The sequence below is a fragment of the Priestia sp. TGN 0903 genome, assembly GCF_050846855.1.
Classification (GTDB): domain Bacteria; phylum Bacillota; class Bacilli; order Bacillales; family Bacillaceae_H; genus Priestia; species Priestia zanthoxyli.
In genome coordinates this window covers 1,084,760-1,099,776 of the sequence record NZ_JBOZGL010000001.1, presented here as the reverse complement: position 1 = coordinate 1,099,776, position 15,017 = coordinate 1,084,760, and the positions used below count along the sequence as shown (strand labels likewise).

Annotated in this window: 16 protein-coding genes; 11 read left to right on the top strand and 5 right to left on the bottom strand. The window is 37.5% G+C overall.

From position 1 onward, the window contains the following. The first annotated feature begins 117 nt into the window (after window positions 1-117). The 3 genes from ACRPLY_RS05660 to ACRPLY_RS05650 all read left to right on the top strand — a co-directional run bounded on the left by ACRPLY_RS05660 (window position 118) and on the right by ACRPLY_RS05650 (window position 2,414). On the top strand, window positions 118-741 hold the full coding sequence (locus ACRPLY_RS05660; protein ID WP_432231651.1) for a LysE family transporter: 624 nt from the start codon (window positions 118-120) through the stop codon (window positions 739-741). Window positions 742-860: 119 nt separating this feature from the next. After that, window positions 861-2,204, top strand: coding sequence for an amino acid permease (locus ACRPLY_RS05655; RefSeq protein WP_432231650.1), 1,344 nt, complete (start codon window positions 861-863; stop codon window positions 2,202-2,204). Between the two features lie 69 nt (window positions 2,205-2,273). Further along, window positions 2,274-2,414, top strand: coding sequence for a hypothetical protein (locus ACRPLY_RS05650; RefSeq protein WP_013082476.1), 141 nt, complete (start codon window positions 2,274-2,276; stop codon window positions 2,412-2,414). Between the two features lie 44 nt (window positions 2,415-2,458). Here the strand turns inward: ACRPLY_RS05650 and ACRPLY_RS05645 are convergent, their stop codons facing one another. Both ACRPLY_RS05645 and ACRPLY_RS05640 read right to left on the bottom strand, forming a co-directional pair. Next, complete coding sequence (locus ACRPLY_RS05645; protein ID WP_014460817.1) at window positions 2,459-2,611, bottom strand: YpzG family protein; 153 nt, start codon at window positions 2,609-2,611, stop codon at window positions 2,459-2,461. Between the two features lie 227 nt (window positions 2,612-2,838). Beyond that, window positions 2,839-4,512 carry a ribonuclease J gene (locus tag ACRPLY_RS05640; RefSeq protein ID WP_034266664.1) on the bottom strand — a complete coding sequence of 558 codons (1,674 nt, stop codon included), beginning with the start codon at window positions 4,510-4,512 and terminating at the stop codon, window positions 2,839-2,841. Between the two features lie 216 nt (window positions 4,513-4,728). On the opposite strand from ACRPLY_RS05640, the gene ACRPLY_RS05635 reads away from it, so the two are divergent. The 4 genes from ACRPLY_RS05635 to ACRPLY_RS05620 all read left to right on the top strand — a co-directional run bounded on the left by ACRPLY_RS05635 (window position 4,729) and on the right by ACRPLY_RS05620 (window position 7,227). Then, on the top strand, window positions 4,729-4,872 hold the full coding sequence (locus ACRPLY_RS05635; RefSeq protein ID WP_165635728.1) for a hypothetical protein: 144 nt from the start codon (window positions 4,729-4,731) through the stop codon (window positions 4,870-4,872). A gap of 68 nt (window positions 4,873-4,940) precedes the next feature. Next, window positions 4,941-5,087: a hypothetical protein gene (locus tag ACRPLY_RS05630; RefSeq protein ID WP_432231649.1), complete on the top strand. Its 147-nt coding sequence runs from the start codon at window positions 4,941-4,943 to the stop codon at window positions 5,085-5,087. A gap of 181 nt (window positions 5,088-5,268) precedes the next feature. Next, window positions 5,269-6,855, top strand: a complete 1,587-nt coding sequence (locus tag ACRPLY_RS05625; RefSeq protein ID WP_049163765.1) for a DNA-binding protein — start codon at window positions 5,269-5,271, stop codon at window positions 6,853-6,855. 147 nt (window positions 6,856-7,002) lie between these two features. Continuing rightward, complete coding sequence (locus ACRPLY_RS05620) at window positions 7,003-7,227, top strand: hypothetical protein (RefSeq protein ID WP_028413940.1); 225 nt, start codon at window positions 7,003-7,005, stop codon at window positions 7,225-7,227. Window positions 7,228-7,323: 96 nt separating this feature from the next. Here the strand turns inward: ACRPLY_RS05620 and ACRPLY_RS05615 are convergent, their stop codons facing one another. Beyond that, window positions 7,324-8,055 (bottom strand): ZIP family metal transporter, encoded by a 732-nt coding sequence (locus ACRPLY_RS05615; protein ID WP_432231648.1) that lies wholly within the window; start codon window positions 8,053-8,055, stop codon window positions 7,324-7,326. Window positions 8,056-8,519: 464 nt separating this feature from the next. Here ACRPLY_RS05615 and ACRPLY_RS05610 point away from each other — a divergent pair, with 464 nt between their 5' ends. Together ACRPLY_RS05610 and ACRPLY_RS05605 are read left to right on the top strand one after the other, a co-directional pair. Then, a complete protein-coding gene (locus ACRPLY_RS05610; RefSeq protein ID WP_033578512.1) occupies window positions 8,520-9,905 on the top strand; it encodes an amino acid permease in 1,386 nt (461 codons plus the stop codon). Between the two features lie 369 nt (window positions 9,906-10,274). After that, window positions 10,275-10,475, top strand: a complete 201-nt coding sequence (locus ACRPLY_RS05605) for a hypothetical protein (RefSeq protein ID WP_028413937.1) — start codon at window positions 10,275-10,277, stop codon at window positions 10,473-10,475. Window positions 10,476-10,564: 89 nt separating this feature from the next. Here ACRPLY_RS05605 and ACRPLY_RS05600 read toward each other — a convergent pair whose 3' ends face one another. Together ACRPLY_RS05600 and ACRPLY_RS05595 are read right to left on the bottom strand one after the other, a co-directional pair. Next, window positions 10,565-10,774 (bottom strand): alpha/beta-type small acid-soluble spore protein, encoded by a 210-nt coding sequence (locus ACRPLY_RS05600; protein WP_013058452.1) that lies wholly within the window; start codon window positions 10,772-10,774, stop codon window positions 10,565-10,567. Window positions 10,775-10,864: 90 nt separating this feature from the next. Then, window positions 10,865-11,848: a LacI family DNA-binding transcriptional regulator gene (locus ACRPLY_RS05595; RefSeq protein WP_432231647.1), complete on the bottom strand. Its 984-nt coding sequence runs from the start codon at window positions 11,846-11,848 to the stop codon at window positions 10,865-10,867. Between the two features lie 326 nt (window positions 11,849-12,174). On the opposite strand from ACRPLY_RS05595, the gene ACRPLY_RS05590 reads away from it, so the two are divergent. Both ACRPLY_RS05590 and ACRPLY_RS05585 read left to right on the top strand, forming a co-directional pair. Then, window positions 12,175-13,416 carry an MFS transporter gene (locus tag ACRPLY_RS05590; RefSeq protein ID WP_028413935.1) on the top strand — a complete coding sequence of 414 codons (1,242 nt, stop codon included), beginning with the start codon at window positions 12,175-12,177 and terminating at the stop codon, window positions 13,414-13,416. A 21-nt stretch (window positions 13,417-13,437) separates the two neighbouring features. Next, on the top strand, window positions 13,438-14,895 hold the full coding sequence (locus tag ACRPLY_RS05585) for a glycoside hydrolase family 32 protein (protein ID WP_221817562.1): 1,458 nt from the start codon (window positions 13,438-13,440) through the stop codon (window positions 14,893-14,895). Window positions 14,896-15,017 lie beyond the last annotated feature (122 nt).

Sequence of the window (15,017 nt, the reverse complement as noted above, 5' to 3'; positions counted from 1 at the left end):
GCTATACAAAAGTATTTAGAAATAAAATAAAAATTACGTAGTACAAGCTAAGCAGGTTGCATAGATTTATCATAGTTCAATTTATAAAATCTTAGAAGTGATAGAGGGTGGATGTATGTGGGGGCTTTTTTCAGCTATGTATTATTAGGGCTATCATTAGCTGCGCCAATCGGTCCAATCAATGCAGCTCAGCTTGATAAAGGAATTAAAAATGGTTTTTTGCATGCTTGGTTCTTAGGTATAGGAGCAACATCGGTTGACGCTCTTTATATGCTTGTAGTTTATTTTGGATCCGTTCATTTTTTAAGTAGCGATTTTATGAAAACGTTTCTTTTTTCGTTTGGGTGCTTTGTATTAATTTATACAGGTGTTGAGGGGCTAATGGGTGCAGGGAGGATTACACAGCATAGAAAAACAAACGGTGATTCTGTGTTAAAGTGTTTTTTCTCAGGTTTTTTGCTGTCATTAACGAATCCGCTTACAATTCTCTTTTGGCTTGGCATTTATGGCTCTGTTTTAGCAAAAATGGCTAATACATATGAAACTGAACAGCTTATCTTACATAGCTGCGCTATTTTTACGGGAATTCTGGCCTGGGATATTGCGATGGCAGCTTTAGCAAGCACGTTTCGACGATACTTAGCTGCGACGTTTTTAACTGCCGTGTCCGTTGTATCGGGGTTATCTTTAATAGGGTTTGGCCTATATTTCGGCTGGCAAGCCGCACAGCAATTAGGCTAAAAGAAGTGCTGAATCTAAAGTGTTTTCAGTACGTTGAAAAATAATAGAAAAGATGCTTCTTTTTACGCATAAATTTTTCAAACTATCACACACTACATCGAAGTATGAGGAGTGATAGAGTGAAAAAGAAAATAGGCTGCGGAAGTCAAGTTGAAGGGAAATTAAAATGGTGGCAGCTGTCTTTAATCGGAGTAGGATGCATAATCGGCACAGGCTATTTTTTAGGATCAAGTATTGCCATAAAAGCAGCCGGGCCCTCTGTTTTAATTGCTTTTTTACTGGCAGGAGTATGCACATTTATTGTATTTGAGGCGCTTGCTAAAATGAGTGCTCAAGATCCTCAAAAAGGTTCGTTTCGCTCCTATGCTAAAAAAGCTTATGGAAGATGGGCAGGATTTAGCAGCGGATGGGTGTACTGGAGTTCAGAGATGCTGATCATGGGGAGTCAGCTCACGGCTTTATCTCTTTTTACACGTTTTTGGTTTGAAGATATTCCACTGTGGGTCTTTGCCTCTATTTATGCTGTTTTAGGCATTAGTGTTGTATTAATCGGGACAAAAGGCTTTGAACGAATGGAAAATGTATTTGCTGTCACAAAAGTGGCTGCTATTTTAATGTTTATTGTATTAGCTAGTCTCGCTTTATTTGGATTTCTTGACGAAGGTGCCAAACAAGGAGTGCCGCGAACGATAAGTGAAGTATTTCCTCATGGATTTTTAGGTTTATGGGGCGCTTTGCTTTATGCCTTTTATGCTTTCGGCGGCATCGAAGTCATGGGAATCATGACGGTTCGTTTAGAAAAAAAAGAAGACGCACCGAAAGCGGGAAGAAGTATGCTTATTCTTCTTGGAATTATTTATATTGTTTCACTGAGTTTAGCTATTTTAATTGTGCCATTTCATGATTTTCATGGAAATCAAAGTCCATTTATAAAGGCTTTAGAAACATATCATCTTCCATTTTTTCCTCATGTTTTTAATGAAGCAATGATTATTGCGGGTTTCTCAACGATGTCAGCGTCTTTTTTTTCCGTAACAACAATGATTGTCACTCTTTCAGAAGATGGAGATGCTCCTGCATTGTTTTCAAAACAAAAACAGAAAAAGCTGCAGTTTCCTTTACCGGCTTTACTTTTAACAACAGCGGGATTAGTTATTTCTATTGTCCTTTCCTTGCTATTGCCCGGGAAAATTTATGAGTACATTACAACAGCAGCTGGACTGATGCTGATTTATAACTGGTTTTTTATTTTAATTTCGTTTCATCGCTTAATTAAACAAACCGTTTGGGATAAAGTAAAACAAGCTGTTGGCCTCTTATTAATCCTGCTAGCAGTAAGCGGTACGCTGTTAGAATCTGCAAGCAGACCAGGTTTCTTTGCAAGCTTAGGCTTTTTAATTGTTATAAGCCTTGTTATTTTAAAACTGCGCCATAAGTGGAAAGAAGAAGAAGCCGCTAGTTAACATATATTTAATCTTTATGAGGGACACTATGCACGTTGTACAATTACAAAATAAAAGGTGGTTATGATCATGCCAAAAAACAAGCAGACTCCTTCTTCACAAGTAGATCAAAAACAAGTAGTAGATGACAAAGCAAAAGCGCTACGAGAAAATAATTATGAAGATGGTCATATTCGCAAGATAACTCAAAGCGGGGCAGACGGCCAATAACAAAAAAAGACGCGTTCGCGTCTTTTTTTTGTTGAAGTGTATCCTTACCAACGATGAGCTTTTGCATTACTTCGCAAGATGATGTTCGTTTGAGACATCTCTGTATGTCCATTTACTTGGGACTTTGAACGCTTCGGTCTCGTCCAGTTGTGGCGGAATAGTTCTGAATGCTGATCTACATGATTTTTATCATTCATCATAATCACCTCAAGGATAGGATACTTTCACAAGATATTTGCGGTGAAATATCTCTCTTATAGAATGGGGTAAAAAAGAAGAAATACACCTAACACTTTTAACCATACATATAAAAGCAGTGCCTATTCATAAACTACAGAAGGCAACTTCTAACTTTAGGTTAAGCTTCGGATTTATAAGGGAAAAACTGCCTTAGTGGGGACTAAGGCAGTTTTTGCTGGAGGGATTAAACTTCGATAATGATGGGAAGAATCATAGGTCTTCTTTTCGTTTGGTTATATAAGAACTGTCCAAGGGTGGTCTTAATTTCTTTTTTCATAATGTTCCATTGGTGAACGTGCGCTTTTTGTAATTGATTTACAATTTTAGTCACTTGTCGATTAACGTCTTTTAATAGCTGCTCTGAGTCTCTTGTATAAACAAAACCTCGCGAAATTGTATCTGGACCCGACACAATTTTTCCTTCCGTTTTATTTAAAGTAATCACAATAACCAGCATGCCATCTTCTGAAAGCTGTTTGCGGTCACGTAAAACCGCATTTCCAACATCCCCAATGCCAAACCCATCTACATATACATTGCCTGCAGAGATTTTTCTTGTTTGAACAGCTGTTCCGCCCTTGATGTCGACAATATCACCGTTATTTATAATAAAAATGTTCGCTTTTTCCACCCCTACGGATTCTGCTAATAAGCTGTGGTGATGAAGCATTCGAAACTCACCGTGAATGGGGATAAAATACTTTGGCTTCATCAATGTAGCCATTAATTTTAGCTCTTCTTGATAGCCATGTCCTGATACGTGCATGCCTGTTGCGCTTCCTGAACCGTAAATCACATGAGCCCCGAGTGTGAAAAGACTGTCGACAATACGAGAGATATTACGTTCATTGCCAGGAATAGGCCCTGCTGATAAAATGACCGTGTCTTCAGGAAGAATCTCTACTTGTCGATGATTTCCGCTGGCTAATCTAGATAAAGCGGCCATCGGCTCGCCTTGGCTTCCAGTGCAGAGAATAGCGACTTGTTCAGGCGCAAGTGAATGTACTTCATAAGGTTCAATCAGCATCCCTTCAGGAATGGTTAAATATCCTTTCTCTAAGGCAACTGATACAACGTTAACCATGCTTCTTCCTAGCAGCGCAAGCTTTCTGTTCGTTTTAATCGCTGCATCGACAATTTGCTGTACGCGGTTAACATTCGAGGCGAAAGTAGAAATAATCACTTTTCGCTTTGCTTTACGAAAAGCTTCTTCTATATGTTTGCCAACTAGCTTTTCTGAAGGTGTAAATCCGGGGCGTTCAGCATTTGTACTTTCTGATATTAAAGCCAGTACACCTTCACTGCCGATTTTCGCCATTTTATGAAGATCTGGATATTGGTCGTTAACAGGAGTTAAATCAAACTTAAAATCTCCCGTATGTACAACAGCTCCTTCAGGCGTATGAAAGACAATTCCAAGACAATCTGGAATGCTGTGATTCGTTTTAAAAAAAGAAAGCGGAATATTGCCTAATGTAATTTCTGACTCTTCGTTGATTTCAATAAGCTCCGTCTCAGCAGATAATTGATGCTCCTGGAGTTTAATATCGATTAATCCGAGTGTAAGGCTTGTTGCATAAATGGGGAGGCTTAACTGTTTTAGAAGATAAGGAATACCTCCGATATGATCTTCATGACCATGTGTAACAACCAGTGCTCGAACTTTTTCTCGGTTCTCTTGCAAGTATGTAATATCAGGTATGATCAAATCAATTCCTAATAAACTTTCGTCAGGGAATTTAGAGCCACAGTCAATTACAATGATGTCATCATCATATTGAACGGCATACATATTTTTTCCTATTTCATTAATGCCCCCTAAAGCAAAAATGGATAGTGTGTTTCTATTTGTACTCACACTTAGTTCCTCCTATATTTTCAAAATGAATATGCAGAATTTCTACTCTTAGTATGAACATTTATTTCTGGTGCATTCTGTTAAATATGGAGATTTTATTTTTATTCAATATGAGGATGCAAGCAAAAAGAAAAGAAAGTCATTTTCCTAATACTACCTCTTATTTTCTTTTTATAACTCCATAAAATATAGACGTTACACATGGAGGTGGATGAAATGAGTAAACAAAATAAAAGCACAAACCAAGGAGTCAGCAGCAGTGCAGCAGCTCCTGTTGATAATGTGAATAAAAATATTTTATCAAACGATATTCATACAGATGAGCTTCAAAAAGCAAAAGCAAGTCGTCATAACAAATAAAAGAGTGACAGACAAAAGAGCAGCTTTGAGCTGCTCTGGATAAAATAGAGATAGGGAAGTGAAAAAACGTGTCAGAACACAAAAATTCTCAGTATAAAGAAGAAAATAAGTCAACGCCTAGTCGTCCTCTTGAATATAAAGAACGCGCAAACGAATCAAAGAGTACACGTCAAATGCTGCACAGTATTCTCGAATATTCAAGTCGTTATCGTTAACAAATTTTACATATAATCATGGGCATATTTAAAAGGGAATGTCTCGACAAATATAAGGTATAAAGAACCTTTTTTGAAAAAATATATATTATTTACAATAAATTTAAAAAAATCATAAATGAACCTGCTATAATCCTCTTGAAAAGACAAGCGTTGCAAAAATTTGAGGGGAGCATTTTATATGCGGAAAAAATATAATCGCGTAGGTTATGCCGTTTTGACAATGTGTACAGCTTTATCTATCTCACTGCCTTTTACTACTCATCCAGCATCAGCAGAAAGCGCTGCTGACCCTGCACCAGAAATTAAAGCTTCTGTTGTAAATGAAAACAATGGTAAAAAAATCTTGTTTGATAATACCCATGGTCAAACGGCGGGTACAGCAGATTGGGTTATTGACGGAGGTTTTTCTGATTTTGGGAAAGGGCTGGCTGGCAGCGGGTTTGATGTAAAAGAGCTGCGGAAATCTACGCCGATTACATACAGTGACCTTAGCGGTTATAGTGTGTTTGTTGTGCCAGAAGCAAATATTCCGTATAAATCTTCTGAACAAGCTGCCCTTTTACAATATGTTCAGAACGGGGGAAGCGTCTTCTTTATTGCTGATCATTACAATGCAGACCGAAACAAAAACCGCTGGGATTCTTCAGAAGTTTTTAACGGGTACCGTCGTGGAGCATGGACAAACCCAGCAAAAGGCATGACAACGGAAGAAGCAAACTCTGAGGCAATGCAAAACGTAACAAGTTCTGACTGGTTAGCAAGTAACTTTGGTGTTCGCTTTCGCTATAATGCCATTGGTGATGTGACAGCCAATGATATTGTATCTCCTTCTCAAGCATTCGGTATTACGCTAGGTGTTTCCACCGTTGCTATGCATGCAGGTTCTACGGTTGCAATTACGGACCCAAACAAAGCAAAAGGAATTGTGTATCTTCCTAAGACAACGGCAAAATGGTCAAATGCTGTAGATCAAGGAGTGTATAACGGAGGGGGAAGAGCAGAAGGTCCTTTTGCTGCTGTTTCAAAAGTAGGGGCAGGTAAAGCTGCTTTTATAGGAGATTCTTCACCGGTTGAAGATGCTACACCAAAATATAAACGAGAAGATACAGGATCTTCTAAAACCACATATGACGGATTTAAGGAACAAGACGATTCTACACTGCTTGTAAATATGGTCAATTGGTTAGCGAAGCAAGAAAGCTATATTTCTTTGAATCAAGTATCAGGACTTCAATTGGATCAAGCTACAGCATTACTTTCGTCGGAAACGCCAAGTCAGTCCACTGAGCCTCAGCCAGAACCATGGTCAGCACCTACAGCAGGGTATAAATGGTACGATACGTCAACTTTTGCATCTGGTTCATATGGTTATAAAGGTGGAACTACGCAACCACCAACTGCTAGTGCTTACACATTTGAACATCAAGCCATTTTACCAACGAGCGGCGTATTCCAAATACGCGTAAAGGTAAGCGGGCTTTCAGCTAACACTGCGTACAGCACGTTTAATCTAGGTGTATATAACGGATCGGGAACTCAAATTGCTAAAGTCCAAAACGCAGATGGAAGCTGGCCGTCATCCTATGGATACAGCAGCAATTTTTCAATTACAACGGACGCAGATGGAAATGGAGAAAAGGTTGTAAATGTCCAACTAAATCCAAGTGCAGCGGGGAGTGCTAATCTCCGTTTACGCCAAAGCAGTACGAACGCATATACAGAAGCTGTAACGGTAGGGAACGTAGCGGTTGAACCACTGCCTTAATAATAGTGAAAGCAAGCACTTGTGCTTGCTTTTTTGTTGTTGTATTTCCTATCTTTGAGGTTAAAGAAACGTCAGAGGAGAGGCTTATCCATAAAGGAGAAATATGATATCTTAGAAGAAAGAATGAAGTAAAAGGAGTCAGCTAATATGTCTAAATATAAAGAATTAGAGACAGGTTATCTAATGGATAAAATTAAAGAATACAAAGAATTAATTTGGAGAGTAGGGCCAGGAAGTGAAAGAACAATAGAAGCTGTTCAAGAGATTCAAGGAATGGAAAAAGAGTTAAAAGCACGGGATGCGGAATTTGAAGCTACGGATTGGAAAGCTTTTACTCAGGAAATAAGAGAGAACTACGATTTTATTTATTAAGAAGACACATTTATCATAATGTGCTTGAGATAAATATCTCCAAGTAGAAGGCTTTCTGTTTTCTACTTGGAAACGATAAAAGTAGTATGAAGACGATTAAGAAAAATGATCCAGTATCAATGAAGCAAGTAATCCAAGTGCAGCAATCAATCCTGTAATAGAACCTCCTTCTTCATAGGCCTCTGGCATCATTGTAGAACCTACCATAGCAATAATACCACCGCCGGCAAAAGCAGCAATAGCAGCCATAAGTGTCTCAGATGCATGATCTAAAAAAACAAAGCCTGTCCATGAACTAAAAGCTGAAATGAACAAAACAGCTGCCCATAGTAAAAAAATTTTCCTCTTAGAAAATCCGCTTTTTACTAGACCGGTCGTACTGGACAGTCCTTCAGGAATATTACTTATAAAAATAGCGATAACAAGAAGCCAGCTAACGGTTGCTTTTTCAATTAAGCTAGCTCCAATCATAATGGACTCTGGGATTGCATCCATGACGGTTCCTATAAATATAGCAATTCCAGAACTATTCGCGGCCATTTGTTTTGTAGACCTCTTTCTTTTATTCGCTCCTTGACGTGAAATTAGATAGTCTAAAAAAGTAAAAACGACAGCCCCCGCAAGGAACCCAAGAGAAGTAGCTTTTAACCCGCCGTTATGAACCGAGTCTCCAAGCAGCTCATAGGTAGATGCTCCAATTAATACACCCGTCCCAAAAGCCATAATATAACCAATTATCTTTTTGCCGATAGGCAAAAAAACTGCTGCCAAAGCACCAAGAAGGACAGCTGATCCTGAAATTCCGCCCCACATCGCAGCTTGCCACATGAAAAATCCCTCCTCATCTCTATTTTCTATGGATACTTTCCCTAAGAAAAGAAAGAAAAAACGTAAAAGTAGAAAAAAGGAATTTATTCGATTAAGTAATGGTTTCATTTCGTTATCCTTGTGAAAGAGAGTGTTCCAGCATCCAAGCTGAGACTATATTTATTTTAATATTCATAAAATTTTAATTATACTGAAATAAAAAACTATTTTACGAAAATGACTGATTTGACAGAGGTAAATGGTTTACTTAAGTGTTTTTCTGAAAAAAACAATTGTATTTCTGAGGAAAATTTATTATTATAAAATAAGTAATTATACAGTCGAATAGCTAAAAATAGAAAAAATAGTTTAGTTGTAAAGGTACTAGGTAAAAATGGAATGATTTAAAAACGACAGCTGTTCCATCAGAAACAGAAAGTATCTTTCCTAACAGAGCTATAACAAGTTTAGGAGGAGGAAATGGAATGGCAGACAAAGAGTTAAAAAGAGGCTTAGAATCTCGTCACATTCAAATGATCGCGCTTGGTGGAACAATTGGCGTTGGATTATTTATGGGATCAGCAAGCACGATTCAATGGACAGGTCCATCGGTATTGCTTGCTTACGCAATTTGCGGAATGTTTATTTTCTTTATTATGCGTGCTATGGGCGAAATGCTGTACATGGAACCAAGCACAGGTTCATTCGCTACATTTGGCCACAAATATATTCATCCATTAGCAGGTTATATGGCTGCTTGGAGTAACTGGTTTCAATTTGTAATCGTAGGGATGTCCGAAATTATAGCGGTAGGAGCATATATGCATTACTGGTTCCCTCATTTACCAGCTTGGGTGCCTGGTATTATCGCCATGTTGATTTTAGGCACAGCAAACTTAGTTTCAGTGAAATCATTTGGAGAGTTTGAATTTTGGTTTGCGATGATTAAAATTGTAACAATTATTTTAATGATTATCGCGGGACTTGGATTAATTTTCTTTGGATTTGGAAATGATGGAGACGCAATCGGGTTATCAAATCTTTGGGCACACGGAGGCTTCTTTGCAGGGGGATGGTCAGGCTTTTTCTTCGCGCTATCTCTTGTTATTGCAGCTTATCAAGGAGTCGAGCTAATTGGGATTACAGCTGGTGAAGCAAAGGATCCTAAAAAAACGTTAACAAGCGCAATTCAAAGCATCATCTGGCGCATTTTAATTTTTTATATTGGCGCTATTTTCGTCATCGTGACGGTATATCCTTGGAATGAGTTAGATTCTTTAGGAAGTCCATTTGTATCTACATTTGCTAAAGTTGGTGTTACGGCAGCTGCAGGTATCATTAACTTTGTAGTCATTACGGCAGCGATGTCAGGCTGTAATAGCGGAATCTTTAGTGCAGGACGCATGCTTTATACGCTCGGTGTAAACGGTCAAGCACCTAAATTCTTTACAAAAATTTCTCGCAACGGCGTTCCAATTTACAGTACGCTCGCTGTTATGATTGGATTAGTAATTGGTGTTATTTTAAACTACATCGCTCCACCTAATGTATTTGTTTATGTATACAGTGCTAGCGTGCTTCCTGGAATGATTCCTTGGTTCATTATTCTTATCAGCCAAATTCGTTTCCGTAAAGCTAAAGGTGCTGAAATGGATAGTCATCCTTTCAAAATGCCTTTTGCGCCTGTAACGAACTATGTAACCATTGCTTTTCTACTAATGGTGCTCGTAGGCATGTGGTTTAATGATGAAACGCGTATTTCACTTATTGTAGGGGTTATTTTCCTCGCTCTCGTTGTCATTAGTTTTTACGCATTCGGAATCAATAAACGTATGATACCTGATACAGAGAACGGTCAAATAAAGAAATAAATATGCTTTTTCATAATCGAAAAGCAAAACAAAAAAACGGCTGATAAAAGCCGTTTTTTTGTTTTGCTTAAATAAAAGACATAAGAAAAAATGTCATTAAATGCACAAAACGAAATACTCGTTCAAATGCAGGAGGAGAACGAGGAAGCAGGAGATGTTATTGATGTATTTATGAAAGAGTATAAAACAGAAGAAATTATTAAATAGCACGTAATTGAGAAGAATATTGAGTGGTTTTGTTGAATAAATAAAAAGAAAACACCTTTATTTTTTATTGAAAAAGAAACGGACGTAAGAAAACTTCTTGTTTATCAAGAAGTTTCTTTTGTATCTGAACATTAGTTTGTATACGCAGGTAGGGGAGAGGTGATGAAGGTGAAAAAAATTGGTGAAGGTCACGTCTTTTTTATTATTCTCGGAGGCCTGTTTATTTTAATAGGTACACTCTTTGCAAATACTTCTGTTTATTTTCTCATCTCCGGATGGATAGCAGCTGTCTGTTGTTTAGGAATCAGTGCTGTACTAAAGAAAGGAAAAACAAAATCAGTCAGTAAAGAAGATGAGCAATAATAATTTTTATATAAAGATGGAAATTAAATATATGAAAAGGAAGAATGGATATCCATTCTTCCTTAAGTCATGGTGTGTATGAAATTGTCTTAGAAACGTCCGCCGCCAAGTTGTTGCTCAGCTAATTGTACAAGACGTTTTGTGATTTCGCCGCCTACTGATCCGTTTGCACGTGCAGTAGTGTCAGCTCCTAAATTTACTCCGAACTCGCTAGCGATTTCATATTTCATTTGATCGATTGCTTGTTCAGCTCCGTATACTAATAATTCATTATTATTGCTGCTTTTATTGTTTGCCATTGTATTCAACTCCTTTCTGTAACGTTAAGGTGTGAATAAAGGAAGAAGAATATGCAACAAACTGATATTTATTTTATAAAAAACATATTTTTACGTCGTTTGCCCTTCTAGAAGCTTAACAGGAAGACAGATTTCACGGGGGACATTACTAAATTCTCCTTCAATTTCTTTTAGTAAAATATCAATGGCTGTTTGAGCAATCGATTCGATTGGCTGTTGAATTGTAGTTAGGCCAGGTAACAAAGTCTGACTGGCTTCTGTTCCATCATAGCCCACGATTTTTAAATCTTTTGGGATGCATTTTCCTCTTTTTTGTGCTTCAGCAACTACTAAAGCTGCAAGTAAGTCATCGCTTGCAAAAATACCGTCTACTTCCGGATGTTCTTCAAAAACCTTAGAAATAGTTTCTCGCTGAATGTTGCGGTCAAAGGTATTTGAAATCTCATACGTGATAGGCTGTTTTCCGTACTGTTTCATCACGTTTTCATATGCTTTCCTTCTTAAGTTAGCTGGAGTTTCAAGTTTAAGGGGACCGTTAATATGAATAATATGCTTACAATCTTTTGAAATAAGCAATTCCGTGGCTTGTTCTCCTCCAGAATAGTTATCAGAAGATACGGTAGGAATATCTTTTGATAAATAATGATCGACTGCTACTACAGGAAGGCTTTGACTTTCGGAATCAAAAATACCTCTATTATAAGTAACGGCAATAACACCGTCTACCTGATTTCTGATAAGCATTTCTACATATTTTTTTTCTTTATCAATGCGATTCAGACTGTTACAAAGAAGTACTTTGTAGTTAAGGGAAGCACATATACTTTCAATATGAAAGGCTAACTCTCCGAAAAAAGGGTTGCTCGTTTGCGGGACTATCATCCCGATTAAATTTGTTCGCTTATTAAATAATGAACGCGCAATATCATTTGGGAAATAATTAATTTCTTTCATTGCTTTATAGACATTTTCTCGCGTTTCTTTGCTTATGTAACCACGGTTATTTAATACACGAGAAACTGTAGTCGGTGAAACACCTGCAATTTTTGCTACATCAATAATTTTGGCTTTCATCTAGTTTCCTCCTAATTTCTCCAAAACCTTGCTTTTATAGTATATATCTGCTGTGGAAAAGCCTTAAAATAAATGCAATCAAGCAAGCAGCTTTCCAGTCGCTACGTTTTATTTTGATACATAAAAATCTATGTAAGGATTGTAAACGGTTTATTGAACAACTTAAACATACCACAAAGCCCACTTTTACGCCTAATACAAGCTTTTTGCAATATAAAATGTGAAACCGGTTGACATATGAAACCGGTTGACATAAAATCAAGTTGAAAGTGCTTTCATTTTGTTAGATAAAAGATTTTATATCTTAAGCTAAAGGGGTAACTAAAATGAAAAGTTCAAAAAGTTTATATTGGAAGCTGAGTGCATATTTTTTCTTCTTCTTTTTTACGTGGTCGTCGAGCTACTCTTTATTTTCTATCTGGTTAGGGCAAGAGATTAAGTTGAACGGATCAGCTACAGGCTTAATCTTTTCTGTAAACGCTATCTTTGCATTGTGTATGCAGCCTTTGTACGGATATATATCTGACAGGATAGGTTTAAAGAAACACATTTTATTTTTTATTAGCTGTCTTTTAGTGTTTGTAGGACCATTTTATATTTTTGTTTATGGGCCCTTACTTCAATACAATGTGTTGATAGGAGCTATTATTGGAGGCTTATATTTAGGAGTAGCGTTTTTGGCGGGCATCGGAGCGATTGAAACATACATAGAGAAAGTCAGCCGAAAATATAAATTTGAGTACGGGAAATCTAGAATGTGGGGGTCATTAGGCTGGGCTGCAGCTACATTCTTTGCAGGACAACTATTTAACATTAATCCTCATATTAATTTTTGGGTGGCATCCGTTTCAGCGGTTATCCTAGTGGCTATTATTTTTTCTGTGAAGGTAGAAATGAGCAGCTATGAAATGGAAAAAGCTGAATCTGTCACGCTGAGAGATGTAGGTAATTTATTCTTATTGAAGGAATTTTGGTTTTTTATGATTTATGTTGTTGGCGTTACGTGCGTGTATGGGGTATACGATCAGCAATTTCCTATCTATTACGCATCTTTGTTTCCTACTGAATCGATAGGTAATCAAGTATTTGGCTACTTAAATTCGTTTCAAGTATTTTTAGAAGCCGGAATGATGTTTGCAGCACCGTTTATTGTAAATAAGATCGGTGCAAAAAATAGTTTGATTTTAGCAGGGTTTCTAATGGGATTTCGTATTATTGGGTCAGGACTTGTGGTTGGTCCAATTGGAATATCTTCGATGAAGCTTATTCATGCATTAGAACTTCCTATTATGCTCATTGCCATCTTTAAATATTTGGCAGCTAACTTTGACACGCGCCTATCTTCTATCCTTTATTTGGTTGGATTCCAATTCGCTTCACAAATAGGTGCTTCAGTTCTTTCACCCATAGCGGGAGGATTATATGATAGCGTAGGCTTTTCCCGTACCTATTTAATTATGGGAGGTATGGTTTTGGTATTTAACGTTATTTCCATGTTTACACTACTAAACTCTAAAAAACATAAGTTTATAAGAAAAGATGTACAAGAAAACACGCAGATTATATAGGGGGATATGATGATGTTAACGATAAATAAAATCGAGCAAGCTCAACGTTCATTAAATGAAGCAGAGAAAAAGGTAAATCATCAATATCGGTTAGGGTATCATATTATGGCGCCAGCGAACTGGATTAATGATCCGAATGGGTTGGTTCAGTATAAAGGAGAATATCATGTTTTTTATCAACATCATCCTTATGACGAGAATTGGGGACCGATGCATTGGGGACATGTCAAAAGCAAAGATCTTGTTCATTGGCAGCATTTACCGATTGCTTTAGCTCCTGGAGATACATTTGATAAAGATGGATGTTTTTCTGGAAGTGCCGTGGATAACCAAGGAGAGCTTACGCTAATTTATACAGGACATAATTATATAGACAAAGAGCTGGATACTTTTTTTCAAAACCAAAATATAGCTGTTAGTAAAGACGGCATTACCTTTGAAAAAGTAGAGGTCAACCCAGTTATTGCGGAGCCGCCGGCAGATAGTTCTCATCATTTTCGAGACCCTAAAGTATGGAAGCACGAGGATTTCTGGTATATGATTCTAGGAAACTCAACAAAGAAACAAGAGGGACGCGTTATTTTATACCGGTCTTCAAATTTACGAAAATGGGAATATGTTGGCGTCCTTGCTAAAAGCGATGGAGATCTAGGATATATGTGGGAGTGTCCGGACTTCTTTGAGTTAGACGGAAAGCATGTGTTAATGATTTCTCCTCAAGGGATAGAAGCAAAAGGTGATTCCTATCACAACCTTTTCCAAACGGGATATTTAGTTGGAGAATATAGTTATGAAACCAATACCTTTCATCATGGGTCATTTACTGAATTAGATCACGGCCACGATTTTTATGCTGTTCAAACGCTTTTAGATGATAAAGGAAGACGAATTGCAATCGGGTGGATGGACATGTGGGAAGCTAATATGCCAACGAAAGAGGATGGATGGTGCGGTGCGCTAACGCTTCCGAGAGAACTAACTTTAAGAGAGGATAAAGTGTTAATGAACCCCGTCCAAGAGCTGACATCACTTCGGAAAACTCAATATAATATGCTAACCAATAAAGCTCTTTCTGAAAGCTATGTAGTAGAAGTAAATGAAGATTTGCTAGAGATACAAGCTGTATTTGATTTAGCGGACTGCCAAGCTTCATCAGTAGGAATAAAAATTTGTGGAATAAACAATGAAGGAACGCTTATGTGTTATAACCTTAATGAGCAAAAGCTAGTGCTTGACTGTACTCACTCGGGAAAAGAAGATGGAGTGAGGAAAGTAGCGTTGCAAGCAGGTGAGACACTAGCTTTACGAATATTTGTGGATCGTTCTTCCATCGAAGTATTTGCAAACGAAGGACAAGCTACCATGACAAGCCGCATTTATCCAAAAGAAAGCAGGCTTGGAATTGAGTTATTTACTGAAGGAGGAGACGTAATCGTAAAAGAGTTAACGTATTGGAATTTAAAAGATATTTGGGGGTAAAATACAGAGGAAGAAGTATATTAATACTTCTTCTTTTTTGAGCATTTAATAGCTCGTCAACAAAGTGGCGGTATATAAATGGATAAGGCACTTTAGATTAAAAGTACGAGCAAATACGATAT